Annotated in this window: 15 protein-coding genes and 1 pseudogene; 7 read left to right on the top strand and 9 right to left on the bottom strand. The window is 50.4% G+C overall.

What is annotated here, in order from left to right:
- Nucleotides 1-319 precede the first annotated feature (319 nt).
- From AAF564_17375 to AAF564_17365, 3 genes are all read left to right on the top strand, one after another.
- On the top strand, nt 320-805 hold the full coding sequence (locus AAF564_17375) for a hypothetical protein (protein ID MEM8487327.1): 486 nt from the start codon (nt 320-322) through the stop codon (nt 803-805).
- Between the two features lie 150 nt (nt 806-955).
- A complete protein-coding gene (locus AAF564_17370; GenBank protein MEM8487326.1) occupies nt 956-3,199 on the top strand; it encodes a hypothetical protein in 2,244 nt (747 codons plus the stop codon).
- A 69-nt stretch (nt 3,200-3,268) separates the two neighbouring features.
- Nucleotides 3,269-5,284: a polysaccharide deacetylase family protein gene (locus AAF564_17365; protein ID MEM8487325.1), complete on the top strand. Its 2,016-nt coding sequence runs from the start codon at nt 3,269-3,271 to the stop codon at nt 5,282-5,284.
- 16 nt (nt 5,285-5,300) lie between these two features.
- Here AAF564_17365 and AAF564_17360 read toward each other — a convergent pair.
- Nucleotides 5,301-5,500, bottom strand: a pseudogene (locus tag AAF564_17360) (transposase).
- A 44-nt stretch (nt 5,501-5,544) separates the two neighbouring features.
- Here AAF564_17360 and AAF564_17355 point away from each other — a divergent pair.
- The 3 genes from AAF564_17355 to AAF564_17345 all read left to right on the top strand — a co-directional run bounded on the left by AAF564_17355 (nt 5,545) and on the right by AAF564_17345 (nt 9,662).
- On the top strand, nt 5,545-6,240 hold the full coding sequence (locus tag AAF564_17355) for a DUF4956 domain-containing protein (protein MEM8487324.1): 696 nt from the start codon (nt 5,545-5,547) through the stop codon (nt 6,238-6,240).
- Between the two features lie 50 nt (nt 6,241-6,290).
- Entirely contained in the window at nt 6,291-8,864 is a 2,574-nt protein-coding gene (locus AAF564_17350) for a CotH kinase family protein (protein ID MEM8487323.1), read from the top strand.
- A 129-nt stretch (nt 8,865-8,993) separates the two neighbouring features.
- Complete coding sequence (locus AAF564_17345) at nt 8,994-9,662, top strand: polyphosphate polymerase domain-containing protein (GenBank protein ID MEM8487322.1); 669 nt, start codon at nt 8,994-8,996, stop codon at nt 9,660-9,662.
- A 144-nt stretch (nt 9,663-9,806) separates the two neighbouring features.
- Here the strand turns inward: AAF564_17345 and bshB1 are convergent, their stop codons facing one another.
- The 3 genes from bshB1 to AAF564_17330 all read right to left on the bottom strand — a co-directional run bounded on the left by bshB1 (nt 9,807) and on the right by AAF564_17330 (nt 14,025).
- Nucleotides 9,807-10,562: a bacillithiol biosynthesis deacetylase BshB1 gene (gene bshB1, locus AAF564_17340; GenBank protein MEM8487321.1), complete on the bottom strand. Its 756-nt coding sequence runs from the start codon at nt 10,560-10,562 to the stop codon at nt 9,807-9,809.
- 21 nt (nt 10,563-10,583) lie between these two features.
- Nucleotides 10,584-13,340, bottom strand: a complete 2,757-nt coding sequence (gene leuS, locus AAF564_17335; GenBank protein MEM8487320.1) for a leucine--tRNA ligase — start codon at nt 13,338-13,340, stop codon at nt 10,584-10,586.
- 136 nt (nt 13,341-13,476) lie between these two features.
- The gene (locus tag AAF564_17330) at nt 13,477-14,025 is read right to left on the bottom strand and encodes a hypothetical protein (protein MEM8487319.1); all 549 of its coding nucleotides are present in this window, start codon (nt 14,023-14,025) and stop codon (nt 13,477-13,479) included.
- A gap of 136 nt (nt 14,026-14,161) precedes the next feature.
- Here AAF564_17330 and AAF564_17325 point away from each other — a divergent pair, with 136 nt between their 5' ends.
- Nucleotides 14,162-14,581 (top strand): CoA-binding protein, encoded by a 420-nt coding sequence (locus AAF564_17325; protein ID MEM8487318.1) that lies wholly within the window; start codon nt 14,162-14,164, stop codon nt 14,579-14,581.
- A 3-nt stretch (nt 14,582-14,584) separates the two neighbouring features.
- Here AAF564_17325 and AAF564_17320 read toward each other — a convergent pair whose 3' ends face one another.
- The 5 genes from AAF564_17320 to hisD all read right to left on the bottom strand — a co-directional run.
- A complete protein-coding gene (locus AAF564_17320) occupies nt 14,585-15,274 on the bottom strand; it encodes an HD domain-containing protein (protein MEM8487317.1) in 690 nt (229 codons plus the stop codon).
- A 5-nt stretch (nt 15,275-15,279) separates the two neighbouring features.
- Nucleotides 15,280-16,926: a bacillithiol biosynthesis cysteine-adding enzyme BshC gene (bshC, locus tag AAF564_17315; protein MEM8487316.1), complete on the bottom strand. Its 1,647-nt coding sequence runs from the start codon at nt 16,924-16,926 to the stop codon at nt 15,280-15,282.
- A 176-nt stretch (nt 16,927-17,102) separates the two neighbouring features.
- On the bottom strand, nt 17,103-17,693 hold the full coding sequence (locus tag AAF564_17310; protein ID MEM8487315.1) for a bifunctional nuclease family protein: 591 nt from the start codon (nt 17,691-17,693) through the stop codon (nt 17,103-17,105).
- 115 nt (nt 17,694-17,808) lie between these two features.
- A complete protein-coding gene (hisC, locus tag AAF564_17305) occupies nt 17,809-18,900 on the bottom strand; it encodes a histidinol-phosphate transaminase (GenBank protein MEM8487314.1) in 1,092 nt (363 codons plus the stop codon).
- A 2-nt stretch (nt 18,901-18,902) separates the two neighbouring features.
- On the bottom strand, nt 18,903-19,918 hold a 1,016-nt coding region (hisD, locus tag AAF564_17300; GenBank protein ID MEM8487313.1), incomplete at its 5' end, for a histidinol dehydrogenase.

Raw genomic sequence — 19,918 nt, 5'->3', positions numbered from 1 at the left:
TTTCATCCTGATAATCGATGTTTGCAAAACGTTTGCAACCGTAGAAGAATTTTTAGGGCTTGGTATGGTGTGGGGTAAACTGGAGCGTATCGGTACGCCGGCGCGCTAGCCGCATGAAATGGTCTGCTTTTTGTAGCAGTTCTGCATACCCCAGCATCCCTGCCAGCACCCTGTATTACGCGCCAAATAAGACAATTTGTCTAAATTGGCGACTTTTTATAATCATACATAAGATTCATCCTGCCTCGATCCTGGAAACAGGGCAGCCAGGGATTGAGTACAGTATTTAAGTCCCCCGTAGTTATACGAGGATCCTATTATGGAAATTGTCCCAATTCTGTCAACCATTATTCTCGTAGGGACTGTTGCAACCTTCATTTTGGCTGTTGCTGCATACATTCTGTATAAGATGCGCGAAGGTGGTGCGCAAGAGTCAGAATTGCAGCTTGAACGCGAGCCACACCATGTGGTCATGGCGGTAAACCAGTCAGAAATGATGTACGGTGGTGATTCTGCGCCAGCTGAGGCATCAATGTATTATGCGCCAACAGGAACTACGCCACCGGGTGGCCAATTTGTACAAATGAACCAGCCCAATGGGAAAGCCATTGATGGTCAGAATCCAGGTGCTAACCAGGGATTTCAGCCCATTTCCGATGACCAATTTCAAGGGCAACCGCTTAATTCCTTTTTCTGGGAATATTCAGACCAGGGGTTTGCGCCGATCAATGTGAATGGCGGCTCGGATCGCAACAAGCGTGGCCCGCAAATGTCAGCCATCGACCCTGACAACGATAGCGAGTAGTAGTATACCGGATGGCTCCTGTCTGTTTATGCCGGGCAGTTGCTGTATCAGTTAACCTGGCCTAATGGCACAATTGCGCTGATGACAGTCAAATTGTGTGCACATGCGCCGGGCATGTCTATTTGATCAAGTTTTACACTTTTTACCCGCATGTCCAAATTTGAACTAGAACACATCAACACGTTATGGTTCATGACGTTGGGGGTGACGGCCATCTCCGCCGGCGTTCTGGTGTACGTCCTTTTGCTTGAGAGTGCGCTCGGCGCATTTAGTATTAAAGAGTTTTATCCTGTCATATCCGCCAAAGATGATGGGCCACGTATTGCAGTTCTCGACAGCGAGTACACAAGAAACCTCGGTGCTGTTGCTGATGATGTCGACGAAGATGCAACCTGGTATGCTTACCTGATGGAGTCGTGGAAGGTCTACATCGACAGCAGCGCCTACAGGGCCAATACCGATTTTGTTACCGATGAAACCGTTGAGGCAGGCGAGCTCTTTGATACCTACGATGTACTAATCTTGCCGGCCTCGCATGCGCTCAGCGATACCCAAATTGAGCATGTAACTGCATTTATGGTGGCCGGGGGCAGTGTTTATGCTTCATGGCGTACCGGGTATTACCATCCCGATGGGCGGGTACGCGGTTGGGCTATGGTTGAAGAATTGTTTGGCCTGGCCCATGTGAGCAATGTTGATCGCAATGAAGGCACCTACCGGGCCTTTCAAACCACCTTTCCCGGAAAAGTGACGCCAGGTATGTATGTGCCTGTGAGCAATGTCTTGAGTGGTATTGCACAGAACGAGTTCAAGCCGCTCGCGGGTTACCGCTGGGTTGCACCCCTTTCTGCGGCGCCACCCAGAGCTGATCATGCCCAGGCTGATACATCGTCCATGCTATTGCGCGATCCTGATGGTAGCCTGCGCGAGCAAACCGGCGTTACGGTGAACTACTACAGCTGGCTTGGTGATAATTCAGGCCGCAAAATTCCCTATCCCTATGTTGGGTTTGGTATGGAGCAAGTCTCCTTTCTGGGCAACACGCCGCTCACGATGAAGCTGCCGGCAGGCTATGGACTTTTTGTGCAGGTATACGATCCTGCCATGCGTATGCGGGTCATTGGGGAAAATACGCACCCTGTAGCGTACTGGACCGACCGGGTTCGCACGTTTCGCAGGGGGGATATTGATGGACATACCAGCATCGCCTACGGCAGTTATCAGGGGGGACGTTTTGTGTATGCCGGCTTCCGCCGGGATGCGCTGGGTGTAGGGTATACCGATACCCAGGATATCGTGCACATTGATCGCTTCTTCAAAAGCATGTTTGCTTACCTGAAGAAAACACCTGTAGTTTGGCTGAAAGATTGGCCGGCGCCTTACAATGGCGGTGCTGTACTCTCTGGTCTTGGTGGTACAAACCTGGACAATCTGCTGCCGATTGCAGATTCTTTGCAGTCACTTGGTGTGAACGGTACATTTTTCATCGAGCCTACCCAGGCCGACCTGCACAGGTCTACCGTTATGACGCTACAGGAGCATGGCGAAATTGGCGTACTCGATGACTATTCGGACGAAACCTTCGTTTCTTTTGCCGAACAAGAGCAACGCTTTACTAACCTGCGGGACGTCTTGGAAGAAGTGTCGCAAGGGGAAGTCCGAACCTACCGCTCCCCGCAAATTGGCAACATGAAAACGGTAACGCAGCAGGCGCTTGCCAAGTCTGGTTATACCTCGGTGTTTACGGATTCTGTGGAGCGCAGATCGCTACCCGTGATTTCCCGATTTACGTCACCTCGCCTGACCCGCTTTACGGCGACTGGCTGGACAGACGAAGAAATTATGTCGGTTAACCCTTCTGGGGTAGTTAACTTTGAGCCTATTGAACAGGAAATAAAACGGATAGGTGAAGAGGCTGGTTTGTATCAGCTGGTTTATTCTGCAGATGGGTTTGGGAAGCCGGCATACCGGCACGTTGTGCCTCAAATTGTTCGATCCCTGCAAGAAAATCGTTTCTGGCTTGCAACCAGCTCTGAAATAACGCAATGGTGGCGCGAACGACACGGCATCAAGGTTGATATGGACCGAAGTGGGCGCTCGCGGCTTGTTTTGCACCTGTCCAATCAGAATGGTGAAGTAGTGCAACAAATTGGTGTCATAATCGATCTGGGGCAGGAGGTAGAATCTGTTCGTATCCGACCCGAGTTGATCGGTAGTTCGATTCCGAAACACGAGCTCAGAAATAACAACTCGCTGCTGTTTATAAAAATTGTATCAATGAAGCCCCAGCAGACGCGGCTCTTTCATATCGACCTCATCTTCGAAGACAGTTTGCCGCTCATTGCGAAAGATGATGATCCATCATTCTTTCAGCCTTTTGCAGCTTTGAATTAAAGCACCGGATCAGCCTGTGTCGCTCTGGCAAAAAACCTCTCCGTCTTACAGCCATACCCTCAAGTTACAATGAACATGCGTTGTGCCTCCCCTTTGAAAAATAACAGCTGTAGAAGTGCAGCCGGCTGGATGCGGCAAATTGGCTTGTTGTGGGTACTGTTTGTTGTGCTGATGCCACAGTGGCACGCAGCAGCACAGGCTGTACACCCGGACGTTTACCTGAATCAGACTTCTCCCGCGACTTTCACGCGACTGGATGCTTTACGCGAAGGGGAGCAACCGCAAATTGGACTTTTCTACGCTACCGGTACCGCTCGCCTCAATCCACTGCTCACATCAACTGTTGACAAATCAGTACGGCTTTGGGAGCATTTCCTGATCGGGATGGACCTGCCTTATGTGGTATTGGAAGATTCGTCTCTAGCACGTAATCTCAGTGCCGGCATTCGCTTGCTTATTATGCCAAATGCTGAGGTGCTTTCCGAGCGCGACCAGGATGCGCTGCGCAGCTATTTGCAAGCCGGCGGCGGGTTGATCGCCTCTGGACGCGTGGCTTTTTTGGATGAGCGCGGTGTGTTACAAAACGACCGGTATTTTAAAGAGATTTTTGGCGCAGAACCTTCCATAGATCTGCCCGATTCGCTCAATGGTTTGTTGCAAACCATCAAGGGTGGGCATCCGCCAACCAACGGCATAGCGCCCGGATACCAATTGAATATCAAAAGGCCGGCGTTGGGTACTGCGGTAATCCCGCTTGAAAGCACTTCAATGGGTCCCCTCGTCACCTACCAGCGACTGGATGTTCGATTGATCGAGCAAGCCCTGGAGGCTTCGACATTGTTGTTGCGTGGGATGTACGGAGAAGGTCGATTTGTGTGGATGGGCTTTAATCCTCAAGATGTTTCGCTCGATGAAGAACAACAGGCCGCGTATCAGGGTCTCGTGCTCAATGCGATGGCGCATGTCGCCCGCGTACCAACGCTCTCTGTGAGGCGCTGGCCGCATGGTTTTACTTCTGCTGCAAGTTTTGCCGTATTACCGACCCTGGGATACCAGCCTTACACGTATCGATTAGGAATGGATCTGGTGCTCAACGCGCTGGAAGAAGCCAAGGTGAAAGGTACATATTTTATCGTGACGAGTCAGGCTGATGATCATCCGGATGTAATAGACCGCGCAGTAGCACAGGGTGAGCTCGCGTTGACTTCTGACACGGATGCCATGCTGGCAAAACAACCACTGGACCTCCAAAAAAACCGGGTACGCCTGTCAAAAGACAAACTGGGCAAGCTGGGTGGCGATGTGCGGGGCTTCTATCCGCCGGGAGGATTTTACGACCCGAATACACTGCGCGTCATGGTCGATCTTGAACTGGATTACATGCTGTCGGATGCCCGCACCCTCAATGTGCCGGCTTTTGTTCGGTGGGAAGATGAATTGGATTACCGGGATGTTGTTCTGGATGAAAATGAAGAGGTTGAGGAAGGCAATACAACGGTTGATCTTGCGCCCATCGTGTCGGATCAGGATGAGGTGGTCACGCTGTATCCGTCGTTGTTTTCATATGCACTGGATGACCGCAGTGGCCTTCAGGGGCATGAAGATATTCGTGAGCAATGGAGAAACAAGCTTGAGGAGAATTTCCTGAATCAGCATACAGCTGAAGGGTTGTTTCTTTTTGCGTTTGAACCCGAGACGATGGGGCTTACCCAGCAACGTGCTCGTGTACTTGAGTCATTTGCACGGTATGTGCGCACGCAAAATACATGGATTGCAACGCTTGGTGATTTGTCATCGTGGTGGACAGCGCGCAAAAACGTGATTGCAGCTATAGACAGCGTTGCGCACGATGGATATGCCATTACACTGCATAACCTGGGGGAAGAGACTGTGGAGGGATTGAGTCTGGATTTTGCCTTTGATGCCGGCGCGCACCGGATTCTTGAGGTAGAAGCGGACAATCTCGATGTGTGGTCCAAGCGCGACCCTGCAACGCTGCTTGTTGTTGTCGATGCTTTGCCGCCCGGGCAGCACCAGATTCGCCTGGTTGACCCTTCTATTGCGTCGGAAAACGACGTAGAGTAATTAACGTCAATTCGGTTTAAGCGATGACCAAAGGGAGCATTTTTCTTTGCCCTCTTTGGATGTCGAGCGCAGGCTTTAGGATTGGTATGCATAAGCAGTCAATCCAACAAGCAGATTAATCATTAATCCAGCCCAACTGCGATGTCTGCTATGCTCGATTTGTCTGAGATTTTTTAGCAGATCATTGATGCTTTCAATCAAGGCACGCTTGCGCAACCTTTAAGTCATGGCTTCCCTTTTTCGCCTACGTTCATTTCTATATGCCTGATCAAGTACCATCGCTGGAAGAATTTCTAGCCACGCAAAGCATACAAATCCCAACCTGGGGCTTTGCACTCAACTTAATACTGACTGCCGTACTGGCTACCCTCCTGGCGAGATTCTACGTCAGGTTTGGCAAATCTCTGTCCAATAGAAAACAGTTTTCAGGCAACTTCATCCTTATTGCCATGACAACAATGCTCATTATCAGCATTGTAAAAGCGTCGTTGGCACTCTCACTGGGTCTCGTTGGCGCATTATCGATTGTACGCTTTCGGTCAGCAATCAAGGAGCCAGAAGAATTGGCATATCTCTTTCTCGTGATCGGATTGGGCCTGGGATTTGGAGCAGATCAGCGGGTCATTACACTGGTCGCTTTTGCCATGATATTGACGATTTTATGGATCAGCAATCGAACGCGCAGACAAGATGCGCCGGCCAACCTGTACTTAACCGTCTCTGGCAATGGGCAATCAAGCGTTCCGTTCAGGGATCTTGTCAACGCACTTCAGGCAAATTGCGCTGCACTGGAGTTGAAAAGATTGGACGAAGACAAAGATCAGATCGAAGCGGCATTCTCTGTAAGCTTCAACAATATGGCACAGCTTGAGCAAGCCAAAGCCTCTTTATATGAGCTGAACGATTCTTTGCATATAGCCTTGCTCAACAATACGGGGCTGGAGGGTTTACATTGATACTCAAAAAACACCACGGCTCTTCAAAGACTACGGTGATTGAGAAACTCATGCGTAGCAAACTGATGGGAACTGCCTGGCTCTCTGGTATGGCTCTGCTCCTGTATTCTGTCTTCATTTTTTTCATTGGTCTACTGATCGCTGAAGCAAATTTGTTTCGTGCAAAATCTACCCTTGAAAGCAGCAAACAACTCGTCACCAAGTTTCCCAATCGGATAAAGGGATTCTTTTCCCAGCCGGATCTTATTCAACTGGACATCAATCACAAAAACTTTCAGAAGTTAGCTTACAAGCGGGAAGTGGCTTTGATCATGGGCCGGCTCATGACAACAGACGATGATTATGTACCGGCTACGCTTCGCCGCAATCAAGCATCATATGATGTAAAACTCAGACTCAAAGGTGATTGGCTCGATCACCTCGAGGGCGAAAAATGGTCGTACCGCGTCAAAGTTAAAAACGATGCCTCTGTAGAGGGCCTGCGCGTTTTTTCGATCCAACATCCAAAAACCAGAAATTTCCTTGCGGAATGGGTTTACCATCAAGCGTTAAAACGTGAAGATGTATTATCTCTTCGCTATGATTTCGCGGAGCTTTCAGTAAATGGCAAAAACCTTGGGATTTTTGCCATTGAAGAGCATTTCAACAAAATACTCGTTGAGCATAACAAGAGAAGAGAGGGGCCAATCATTCGCATGGATGAGGATGTCATCTGGGATCAGTTGGATGATCTATTGAGCTTCCCGCAAACAATTCCACTTTCAAGTGCTTCTTTCAGATCCGTAGCCATTGATGCGTTTGAATCAAACGCCATGGCAGCAGACTCTACCTACCACCGAAACTTCATTAAAGCTATTTCTTTACTCGAAGCTTTTCGGACTGGCAAAAAAGCTACCAACGAAGTTTTTGATATAGACCATCTTGCTGCGTATGTAGCCATTTCTGAGCTGATGGGTGCACAGCACAGTGCCATCTGGAATAATATGCGGTTCTACTACAACCCGGTAACAACGCGTCTGGAGCCCATAGGATTTGACGGGCTGGCCGGCACCCCTGTCAAGCTGCTATCAGTTAACATGATTGATAGCGATCAAGTTGAATACAAACAACATCTTATACTGCTTGCACTCGAAGATCCCTTGTTCAAAAAAGCATATTTGGAGACACTCAAACGTGTGTCTTCGCTCAACTATCTGGACCATCTTTATGCAGATATCGATTCGGAGTTTGAGCAAAAGCTGCATATTTTATATAAGGAATTTCCTGAATACGAATTTCCTTTTGAGGCAATAGAACAGAATCGCCGACTCATTCACTTCGCGCTTAATCCCAAAGATGGGATTCGTGTTCACGTAAGCGGATTCACTGCCGATTCACTGCTCCTCGAGATCGGTAGTACACAGGCGATGCCCGTTCAGCCAGCGTCCCTTGTGCTAAACGACTCCCTGCTTCTTCCATTCGATACTGTTCCTTTTATAAAGGGCAAGAAAAGAAACACGGGTATTTCTTTTATAAACGCATCACTGCCTATACCAGGAGGACTTGTTTTTGCAGATTCGATGCGATCCCTGCTAAAGGTTAACTACAGAATTATTGGCAACGACTCCCTGTTCACCACGACAGTGTTGCCTCATTCCCATGCACGCGATACGTATTTACAAAACGACGTGACTACACAAAAAGAAAATACAGCTGCTTTTTCTTTTTTGATCAAAGATGATATAAACAAGCGTGTCTCAGCCCAAACTGGATCCTGGCGTATTGACCACAACCTGATTCTGCCAGCCGGCTATACCTTCTTTATGTCCACAGGTACATCACTCGATTTACTTGACAACGCCATGATTTTGGCAAAGGGGCCCGTTATGTTTACTGGCTCAAAATCAAATCCCGTACGAATCTTATCCTCCGACCGTACAGGGCAGGGACTTGTTGTACTGAAAGCCGGCAATAAATCCAGCATTAACCATACAGTATTTGAACACTTGAGCAGTGTCAACCAAAGTGGGTGGGTGCTTACGGGCAGCGTATCCTTCTATCAATCTGAAGTAGTATTTAAAAACACCACATTTGAGGGTGCCCGCTCCGAGGATGCATTGAACCTGATCCGCACATCATTCGAAATGGATAGCGTTGTGTTCTCTAATTCAATGTCGGATGCTTTCGACGGTGATTTTGTTGAAGGCATCATTTCAAATGCGCTGTTCGAAAACACAGGAAATGATGGGGTTGATGTATCAGGGTCGACGCTAACTTTACGGGACGTAGAAATTAGAAACGCCGGCGATAAAGCATTTAGCGCCGGCGAGTTTAGTGTAATAAATGGCCGGCTGCTTACTATTTATGGCAGTGAAATAGCTATTGCCAGCAAAGATCAGTCGGTTGTGAATGTTAACGATGTTGCTGTGCAGAGTAGTCGCGTCGGTGTAGCCATTTATCAAAAGAAACCAGAATTTGGCCCCGCTTCAATCGAAAGCAATAATTTCACGATGCAGGATGTCGAGGTACCCATGCTAATCGAAGAAGGCTCTCTTTGCTGGATGAACGGCAAACAGGTGCCGGCTGACCAGAAGCGGGTTGCAGACCTCATGTATGGCAATGTTTATGGTACGGCATCGCAGTGAATGCGATTACCAGAATTACTCCGTGTTCCAGGTTTTTATACCGCATCGACACTGATCACAAGATAACTTGAAAGGCGTCCTATTTCTGTGTTAGATCATACCATCCCTGAACGTTCAGGCATCGCTTCAATGTTGCGATACGAACGAAAATATGCAATGCATGGCATGTCGTTCGAAAAAATGGAGATGATTCTCAAGATGAATCCGGCTGTTTTTTCCTCTGTCTACGAAGCACGATTCATCAATAATATTTACCTGGACACCCCATCATTACAAGCCTACCGGGTTACGCTCGACGGGATCGCCCAAAGGCAAAAAGTCCGCATTCGATGGTATGGTTCATTGATGGGGCCGATTGCGAAGCCGGTACTTGAATTCAAAATCAAGGAAGGCCTCGCCGGCTACAAAAAGTCGATGCCACTTCTCCCCTTTAGCCTGCAGGAGCCTTTTACTAAAAAGACACTGCAAGAGATATTTGATAAAACTCAGTTACCTCCCCAGGTCTACAACGAACTTGCCCACCTCGAACCGACGCTGTTAAACCGTTACCGAAGAACGTATTACCTGTCCGGTGACAAACGATTCAGAGCTACGATAGATACCCAACTTTCATTTAAGGATATTTTCCGGCCAGTGCATTTAAGCAGGAGACGCACGGCAAAAAGTGATTTCACGGTACTCGAGTTAAAGTATGCGATCAAAGACGATGAAGACGCAAACATTATCTCATCTGCGTTCCCTTTTCGCGTCACGAAAAGCTCCAAATATACGCTGGGTATTGCCAGCCTCAGGCAGTAATCCATTCATTGACAGCCGGGACAATTCGAGTTGGCGAACCCGTTTGCCTTGTAATGGACGCACAGCGCTCAAGGCATGAAATTCTTGAATCGATTGGAAATGGCCTTTTCCTATGTCTTTAAAGTACTTCCGAACCCGCGTTAGTTATTTAAAGGCTTTCTTGCGGGAGAGGGTGGTGAACAGGTCAGTTACGCCAATCGGGCCGGCTGCATACTGGAAAGGTTCGCCGTAAGTAGCGCCAATCATGTACCCATAGGTACGGGCCCGGGCCTCAATCCATTTTACGTAGTCTGGGTTTGAAATGAACGTCTGCGGCTCATCTGCTGTCGGCGTGTAGTCGGGATTAAAAAATTGCGACTTGTACGACAACATCGCTTCCATCCGCTGCGGCCAAACATCCGAGACATCTACAATCAGATCAGGCTCAAACGGTGCGCTTTGCATATAGTGTAATACATGGTCAGGGCGCCAGGGGTCTTGCAAGTCACCATCGGCGTTTCGGGTTTCGATTTTACGCAGTCCTGCATAAAACAACGCTGATTTAACCAGGTTGGCCGCATTGCCATGGTCGGGGTGCCTATCAATCAGCGGATTCAGGAATACGATATGGGGTCGGTATTGTCGAATGGCACCGATCAGCTTCAGCCTGTTCGATGCTGTATTCTGGATGTCTCCATCGGGCATGCCCAGATTGTCTCGTGCCTGGATGCCCATAACACCAGATGCTGCCGCAGCCTCCTCTTGCCGAAGGGCAGGAGTGCCGCGTGAGCCGAGTTCGCCGCGTGTCAGGTCTACAATGCCCGTCTTGTATCCTTGTTTTGCCAGCAGGCACATGGTGCCGCCGGCGCAGAGTTCAACGTCGTCCGGGTGTGCAGCAAAGGCAAGAAGGTCGAGCGTCATGGTAACAGGGGAGATTGCGTACTAGCTTACAACGAGGTTAACAATACGGCCCGGCACATAGATTTCCCGACGCATGGTTTTGCCTTCAATGTGTCGAACGATGCTCTCGTTAGCCTTGGCCGTTTCGAGCACCAGCTCTTTTGCTGCATCAGGTGCAACGTGGATGGCACCGCGTACTTTGCCGTTAACCTGTACCGCAATTTCTATTGTATCCTGTTTCAGATGCTCATCCAATGCTTGTGGCCACGTTGCATACGCAAGGCTTTCCTGATGCCCCATCTGATGCCATAACTCTTCTGCAATATGCGGTGCCAGCGGGGCAAGCATGAGCAGAAACGGTTCCGCCAATGCCCGCGGAACGGTATCGAGTGCGACCCATTCTTTGTTCAGTTCAATAAGCGCTGCAATGGATGTGTTGAAGCTCATCCGCTCCATGGCTTCGCTGACGCGCTTGATGGTAGCATGCAGGCTGCGCAGTTGCTCTTGTGAAGGCTCCGCTTCAGAAACGCGGCTTTGCCCGGCATCATCGTCGTAGAAGTTACGCCAGATACGGCGCAGGAACCTGTTCACACCAATGATATCGCGCGTATTCCAGGGTTTAGAAGCCTCGAGTGGACCCATATACATTTCATACAAGCGCAGCGTATCGCAGCCGTACTCGTCGCATACGTCATCCGGGTTAACAGCATTTTTCAGGCTCTTGCCCATTTTGCCGTATTCCTGGGTTACGGGTTCGCCTTTATAAGAGAACTGTCGATTGGGTTGGTCCTGTACTTCCGTTGCCGGCCGGCCATCCTGGTCAACGGTTTCTTCTGCTGACACCGCGATACCTCGTGCATCCCGGTAGGCATAAGCCTGGATGTAGCCCTGGTTAAACAGCCGGCCAAAAGGCTCCGGTGTAGAGACAAACCCGAGATCAAAAAGCACCTTGTGCCAAAACCGGGCGTAAAGCAGATGCAGTACGGCGTGCTCAGCGCCACCTACATAGAGGTCGACGCCTTTGCCGCCCATCCAGTACTGTTCTTGTTCGGCGTCAACAAATGCCCCGTTATTTTGAGGATCGATGAACCGCAGGTAATACCAGCAGGAGCCTGCCCATTGCGGCATCGTATTTAATTCGCGCTCGTACAGGGTGCCGTCAATTTCGGTGAATCGCCAGTCTTCGCCGGCGCGGCCGAGCGGCGGTTTGGGAGGCGCTTCCGGGTCATCGCTTGCCGACGGCGAGAAATTCTCCATCGCAGGCAATTCGACGGGCAACTGGTCAACTGATACCGTTCGTATAGCGCCGTCTTTGCCGTGTAACACTGGAAATGGCTCACCCCAGTATCGCTGCCTGCTAAACAGCCAGTCGCGCAATTTGTAGTTGATGGTGCCGGCGCCTACCTGCTTTTCTTCCAACCAGCTGATCATTTTCTCTTTAGCTTCCTTGATGTGGAGGCCGTTGAGGAAACCGCTGTTGATGGCAGGACCATTGCCGGTGAAAGCCTGTCCGTCAAAATTTGCCGGCGGTTCAACCGTGCGGATAATGGGCAAGTCAAATACTTCTGCAAATGCCCAGTCCCGTTCATCCTGTCCGGGTACAGCCATAATGGCTCCAGTGCCATATCCCATCAATACATAATCTGCAATCCAGATTGGAATTTGCTGGCCGTTGGCTGGGTTCACGGCATAAGCGCCCGTAAACACACCGGTCTTCTCCTTGCCTTCAGCCATGCGGTCTATTTCCGAACGACCTTCTGCCCACGACTGATATTTCTTGATCTCAGCGTGCTGGGCTTCTGTGCAAATCTCTTCAACATAGGGATGCTCGGGGGCCAGTACCATGTAGGTGGCGCCAAAAAGCGTATCCGGGCGCGTAGTGAACACGCGCAATTGTTTGTCGCAGTCTGCAATCTCAAAATCAATATGCGCGCCTTCACTACGGCCAATCCAGTTGCGCTGCATGATTTTGATCGGCTCTGGCCAATCTACATGCTCCAGTTCGTGCTGTAAGCGCTCTGCGTATGCTGTGATGCGAAGCATCCATTGGCGCAGCGGTCGCTTGTATACCGGGTAGTTGCCGCGCTCACTGCGCCCTTCATTGGTCACTTCCTCATTTGCCAGCACCGTGCCGAGGCCGGGGCACCAGTTTACCGGGACCTCTGCAAGGAACGCTAACCGGAAATTGGAGAGGATGGCTTCTTGCTCGCGCTCAGAGAAGGTGTCCCATGCGCGCGCGCCGGCCGTGTCAGGTGTGACTAGTGCATTGTCTTCGCCAATCAGCCACTCACCTGCAGCCAGCTTTTCGCTGAGCACAGTAATTGGTTTAGCTTTTTGCTCGACTGGGTCGAAGTAGCTATGGAATAGCTTGAGGAAAATCCACTGGGTCCACTTGTAATAGTCGACGTCTGTTGTCGAAACTGCACGGTCCCAGTCGTAGCTCAGGCCCAGCCGTTTGAGCTGGCGCACCATGTTGGCAATATTCTGCTCGGTTGTGATGCGTGGATGTACGCCGTGTTCAACAGCAAACTGCTCTGCCGGCAAACCGAAGGCATCAAATCCCATGGGGTGCAATACATTCACATCCTGCATGCGCTTGAAGCGCGCCACAATATCAGTAGCGATGTATCCAAGGGGATGTCCAACATGAAGGCCTACGCCAGATGGGTAGGGAAACATGTCGAGGACATAAAATTTCGGCTTGGAAGTGTCTACGTTGTCAGGTGTTCGGAAGGTTTTATTGTCTTCCCAGTACACCTGCCATTTCTTTTCGATTTCGGCAAAGGGATAGCCAGCCATATGCGCTACTGAAAGGTCGTCAAACTACTGTAAATAATGGCGAAAGCGTACGTTTGGGTGGTTTAAATGTTCTAAACCCGTAGCTTATTTTCCTGTAGTCCAACTGGCTTCGATCAGAAGGTTGGCCATGAGGGCTTTACCGCTGATCAGTTGGGAGATAGGGGGCCGGCCTGGTCCAGCGGGGCCGCCTGCGCGAGCATGCCATGCCAATCATTAGAAACATAAACGTTTGGATGACCACAGCATTGGTTGGGCCGCCACAAAGAGACCGCTTCGAAGTCGTTTGTTCGCCGTCACCAAGGGCGCGCAAATCTTCGCTTGCATTGTCGAGCGAAGTTGTTCTGGTGCAGATGTTGGTTGTCATCACCCCTTCATGGACTGAACCGTACACGAGGTATGATTTTTTGCGTTCGAAATTATAGCCACAAGCTGCAGAATTGTCAGCCGTTTCAACAAAGACCTCTTCGCTAAGGCCACCTTTCCATTGCGACAACACCCGCAGCTTTACGAGAATATTTTTACCATATTCCTTGTCGACTGGAATGACCGTTTCCACCGTGCCGGAAAATACGAAATCAGCTTCCGACATAGCTTCGAGTGGGCCTGGAGGAGCGATGCATGAACAGGCATAGGCGGTTTGTGTAACTCCCAGAAAGGCGAGTGCAAGAAGCAGGAGGTATTTCATGCTCGAGATTGATAGAGGCTTGATGTTCTTTTATATACCAGCGGATTGCGTAACAGAACAGGTGGTGGTTTAACCCATTACTGGCTATGTTGCAGATGCGTTATCTTATAGACAACGTCCACTTTCAATTATTCCAATGGCTGTGCAATCATTTCAGGAAATTCTGGCGGAAGCAAAAACCATTGCTGTTGTTGGGTGCTCGAACAATCCGGCCCGAACGAGCAATTCAATTGCCCGCTATCTCATTAGTGCCGGCTACGAGGTAATTCCGGTAAACCCGGGCCACAAAGAAATACTGGGCCGGCCCTGTTATCCCGCAGTGTCGGAAATTCCTGCTGACACGAAGATTGACATTGTGAACATATTTCGCCGGCCGGCACACACTGCCGCGATGGTGGAAGATGTTGTGAAGCGAATAGAGGAAACCGACGAACAGCCTGTGATCTGGACCCAGATTGGTGTTTCGAGCCAGGAAGCGGAACGCCTCGCAACAGCTGCAGAACTGCCCTACATCAAGAATCGCTGTATCCTGGTCGAGCACTCGCGGTATGCGTAGCCGTTATGAGGACTCAACAGTGTCTACCATCGGTTCTGTAAGCATCTCAAACCGTTCCAGTTCTTGTTTGAATCGGGCTTGCATCACCTGAATGCGCCGGTCCTGATGGTGCAAGGTTGCTTTGTATACCGCGTTATAAAACCATCGTTGAGGAGCCGGCCCGGCGCTCAGTCCACGCCGCTTCTTGGTTGATGAGAAAATGTTGATGCCTTTCTCGAGGGATTCGTTCAGCGACCAGAGGTTGTGGATTTTGTCGGCAAGGCTGATTGCTGAAGCCTCAATGCTGTGTACTTTCAGCCCCTCTATGTAGCCTACCTTTCTAGCCTTCCACATTTGCTTCTTGCCGTTTGCATCCTTCTTAGCCTCTGAAACTTCACGGACGCGATGGGCAACAGCATGTCCCACCCGTGCCTCGAGGGCTTCAAAGGTCATGATTTCTCCCAGTTGATTGGGGTCCTCGAGGATATCATGCAAGAAGGCTGCTGCAACCGTCACCTCATCCCAGCCTGCCCGCTGGACCGTTATCGCAACCGTTGTGACGTGTGCCATAACTGGGATTTTAGGGGCGTCTCCATCTTCGAGCAAGAACGACGGATGACGCCATCGCCCTTTTCGGTATGTACCTGCGTGCCATTCCGCTGCCAATTCTGCAGCTTGCTCAATCAGGGGAGAGAAAAAGAAATTGTCAGTCATCGTGTTCAGAGATTGATCACCTGGTGCGCCGTTGTATCCAGCGATACATCAGCCATCAGGGATTTGAAAAAGTCGAGTCCGTACTGGTTCAGGAAATGGAGGGGAGAAATCGCGCGTTCCTGTAAAGAGCCGCCTGGGAAAATGTGGTTGTGAATCGTGTGGATGCGGCGTTCCGCGTGTCCCATCCGCCTTTTTTGCGCTTTGATGATTTGCTCTTTAAAGCGATCTAATTCCTTTTTTATAACCTGCCCGGAAGCGCCGGCCGTTTTTTGTAGCGAAGCTTCCCAATTGATAACTTCGCTGGCCATGCTAGAAAGCGCTGTCCCGATCTGGTCTTCTGCGTGTGAAAATAACTTGTCCAGATCAAGATCAAGTTGCTGCTGCGCGTGTTTTCGGAAAATCTTGGGCGCCTGCTCCTTATACGCGGGCAAAGGCAGGTCGAAATGGCGTTGTGCTTTCTGCACAGCCGGCTCTACAAGCGTAATACTGGCGCGGGGGTAGATGAGTGGCATAGGCAAGTTTGCCCACGCATACGCCTCCTTGTACTGCGCGTAATAGGCTATTTCGCCGGGGCCTGCAACATACGAAATGGTTGGGAAGAGCACATCCTGCACAATTGGGCGCAGGACGACGTTAGGACTGATATACTCGGGCTGTGCCGCAACAAGTGTCTGCAAGCCGGCTTCATCATATGTTTGCCCGTGCCCCCGCAGTAAAAAGGAGTCGCCCATTGCATCGATGGGGTAACGCCCGGCATCTTCCATGTAAAACAGGTTGGTCGGGTTGATCCTGACCTGGCTATGGTACGTTTCTTCCAGTACCTGGCTTGTAGCCTCCATTGCTGCTGTAACAGTTGCGTAATCGCGTACCTCCTGTTGGAATAGTGGTATGCACAATTGCTTGAGCCGCTTGTCATCTACAGAAACGACAACAAGTCCAGTGTCTTTGAACAGCCGGCTGATCATGGTCGCAAAAGCGTCTCTGAAAGAGCGCCCCGGCTTGTAGGTTGCCCGCAAAAACGCGATCAGTTCAGCTTTGTTAGGCGAAGCCGGTAAGGCTTCCGCTATACCATCAATGATGGTCGAAATTTCTGGCGATAATGGGATACGGCCAACGGGGCCGCGTCTGTCTGCCGGCGCTGCGTAGATAAAGGTATGCGGTTTTTCAGTGCCCGGCAGTTTGAAGGCTGCTACTTCTTCAAAGTCATGGTCTTCTCCTGCAAGCCAAAAAACGGGTACAACAGGACGATTTAGCGCCGCTTCCATCTGCTTTGCAAGCAAGAGGGTTGTAAGCGTTTTGTACGGGATGTACATCGGGCTCATAAACAGCCCCAGTTGCTGCCCGGTAATTACAACGACCGATTCCGGATCCCGCAACTTGTCAATGTTTTGTGCGGTGGCTTCTTGTAGTCCCCATCTGGTATTCTGCTCGAGGAGTACATCAGCCAGGGTGTTTCTGTCGCGTGGTACGCGCAATGCTTTTTCGGCAGCCTCACGGAATGCGTCTGGATTGCGGAAGTCGCCGGCAAAAAACGATGCGAGCGGCTCCTTGTACGCTACATAGTCTTGGAAAAGGTTCGAAAAAGATAAATCGCCAAAAGGGAGTCGGTATGCAGCAGATTTGGGTGTAGCGGGAAAGCGGGTAGACGACATGGCGGGACTGCGTAACGCTGAATCAGGGAAAAAGCTTACTACATCGCATGGAGGCCGATGCCGTGTAAGTGGACACAGGAAAGGGTGTACGCATAGCGGGGTGTTGCAAAACGCAGTACAGGGCGGGTGGCTTCAACACAGGATATCTGCGTTGTGGGGATACATGAACAGGGAGATTAATTCTGCGCCTGTTCACCTTTCATACGCTGAATTTCGTCGCGAAGCTTGGCAGCCAACTCGTAGTTTTCTTCGTTGATGGCTTTTTCCAACTGGTCTTCGATCTGTTTCAGGCGAGATTTTGGTGGTGCGGCTTCTTCCTCTTCTGGCTCGGGGCGCGCAAGGGCAGAGACGCCTTCTTCTTCGGTTGGTATGCCGGCTTCATCCAGGACGGAAGGTGCTACATAAATTGGTGCACCGACGCGAACGGCAACTGCCACAGCATCACTGGGACGTGCATCCAGTTGTCCATCATCCCCTGTGTGTACAAAGCGAATTTTAGCGAAGAACGTGCCTTCCCGCAATTCGTCAATTACCACATCCAGGATTTCAGCGCCTACTGTTTCAAACAGGTCCCGCAACAGATCGTGTGTCATCGGGCGGGGCGGCTGGATATTTTCAAGCTCCAGGGCTATCGCCTGCGCTTCAAACGCACCGATAATAATAGGAAGCCTGCGGTTTCCTTCTATTTCACCGAGTACAAGTGCGTAAGCCCCTCCACTCGATGGGCTGGTTGATAGTCCTACAATGTCAACTTGAACAAAATCCATTTATATCGTCCAAAGAAATGGTATGTATCCCGGGGCATCGGAACGGCCAGGGCATGGCATGTTATATAAAAAAGAAACATGCTGCGCTATGAAACATGCCGCCAAAAAGTGAGGCCTATAATGCATCTTCCAACGCACGCAGGAACGCCTTGTTCTCCTCAGCGGATCCTGCATTAACACGCAAATATCCTGCAAGTTCTGGATACCCCATCATATTTCGTACCAGTACGCCGCTTTCAATTAATTTTTGCATGAGCGCCCCCGGAGCTTGCTGTGTTTTGAAGATGACGAAGTTGGTCTGGCTAGGGATAACGTCGACCCCGGGCATGGCTTGCATGGCCGTTGTCATCTCCATACAAGAGGTTTGCATAAAAGCGATGCGTTCTGCAATCATATCCCGTCTTTTTAACAACGTTAAGGCGATGGATTCTGAAAGCTTATCGATCATGAAAGGCAGTCTGGACTTCATGAACTCTCCAATTATTTCGGGATGTCCGATAAGGTAGCCGATGCGCAGGCCGGCAAGTCCGTACGCTTTAGAGAAGGTGCGCATCAGGATGACATTAGGAAACGTTTCAAGCAGGGAAAAGGCACTTTCTTCCGCTGTAAACTCAACATACGCCTCATCTACGAGCACAAATCCGTTTGCCAGTTCAGCAATACGGCGGATTTCCGGTAAGGCGATTGCCAGGCCGGTCGGGTTGTTTGGTGTTGTTAGTACCGTGAGGGCTGGTTGGTGCGTTTCAACAGCCGTTGCTATTGCATCCATGTCAAAATGCAGCGAGGGCAGGGGGGGGACAGCAATAAGATTGCCGGCAAACATCTTGACAACAGATGTATAGAGCGAAAACATGGGCGTGGGCAGCACTACTGGTGTGTCCGGAGCTATCAGGCACATGCCCAGCGTGTACGTTAACTCATTGGATCCATTTCCCACCAGGATGCCTTCGGTCGGATGGCCGAGCTCTTCGGCCAGTGCGTTGATTAACTGGTATGGGTGTTCTTTAGGGTAACGGTTGAAGGGGGTTTTGAGAAACACATCTACCAGCTCTTTTTTGATTGCTTCAGGCAAATCAAAAGGACTTTCATTCTGGTTGAGTTTGGTTGCAGGTTGGGCTTTGGAGCCGGGCACCAGATAAGGCTTCTGGGCGCGGATGGAAGGACGGATGGTTTGTCTTAAGGAATCCGGGACGTTTGCTAGCTTCATGGTTACGCATTGGGATCTTCAGCTTCAAGGCGCACGGCGATTGCCCGTGCGTGAGCCGTCAACTCTTCAGCATTCGCAAAGTTTATGATTTTTTGTCCCGTTTCCATCAAGCGCGCCTGCGTGTAATGGATGACCGATTGTTTGCGGATAAAGTCATCAACACCCAAAGCAGAAGCGTACCGGGCTGTGCCGCCTGTGGGGAGTACGTGGTTAGGGCCGGCAAAATAGTCGCCTACCGGTTCACTGGTATAAGGACCCAGGAAAATGGCGCCAGCATGTTTGATCTGGGTCATGGTTGTCCACGGATCTGTAACAATAATTTCCAGATGCTCCGGGGCCAGTTCATTTACGACTTCTACAGCCTGGTCCATCGTTTCGGTTACCACGCATGCGCTGTACGTTTGAAGGGCTTCTCTGATAATGGTTTGCCGGCTAAGCGTTGGGACCATCTCGGTCACAGCCTCTTTTACGTCCTTGGCTAGTTTGCTGCTGTTCGTGACGAGAATGGATGAAGCCTTTTCGTCATGCTCAGCCTGAGAAAGCAGGTCAGCAGCGACAAACGTAGGGTTGGCGGTGTGGTCTGCCAGGACAACAATTTCACTGGGGCCGGCAACTGAGTCAATGGCTACGGGCCCAAAAACCTGCTTCTTGGCTGTCGCAACGTAAATGTTACCGGGGCCTACAATTTTGTCGACGTTGGGGATGGTTTCTGTGCCGTAAGCCAGCGCTGCAATGGCCTGTGCGCCACCAACGCTGTATACATTTTCTACGCCAAGCAAGTGGGCAGCTCCAAGTACAAGCGCACTGGGCAACCCATCGGTGCCCGGAGGGGAAGTCAGGTGTATTTCGCTAACGCCGGCAACCTGTGCCGGGATTACATTCATCAGCAGGCTCGACGGATAAAAGGCTTTACCGCCAGGCACATACACGCCGGCTTTTTCTATGGCAACCACCCGCTGGCCGAGGACAACACCGTTGCCATCGTCCATAAACCAGCTGTCCTGCTTTTGTCGCTCGT

The sequence above is a fragment of the Bacteroidota bacterium genome (assembly GCA_039111535.1).
Taxonomy (GTDB): Bacteria; Bacteroidota; Rhodothermia; order Rhodothermales; family JAHQVL01; genus JBCCIM01.
This window is presented reverse-complemented; position numbering and strand designations above follow the sequence as displayed.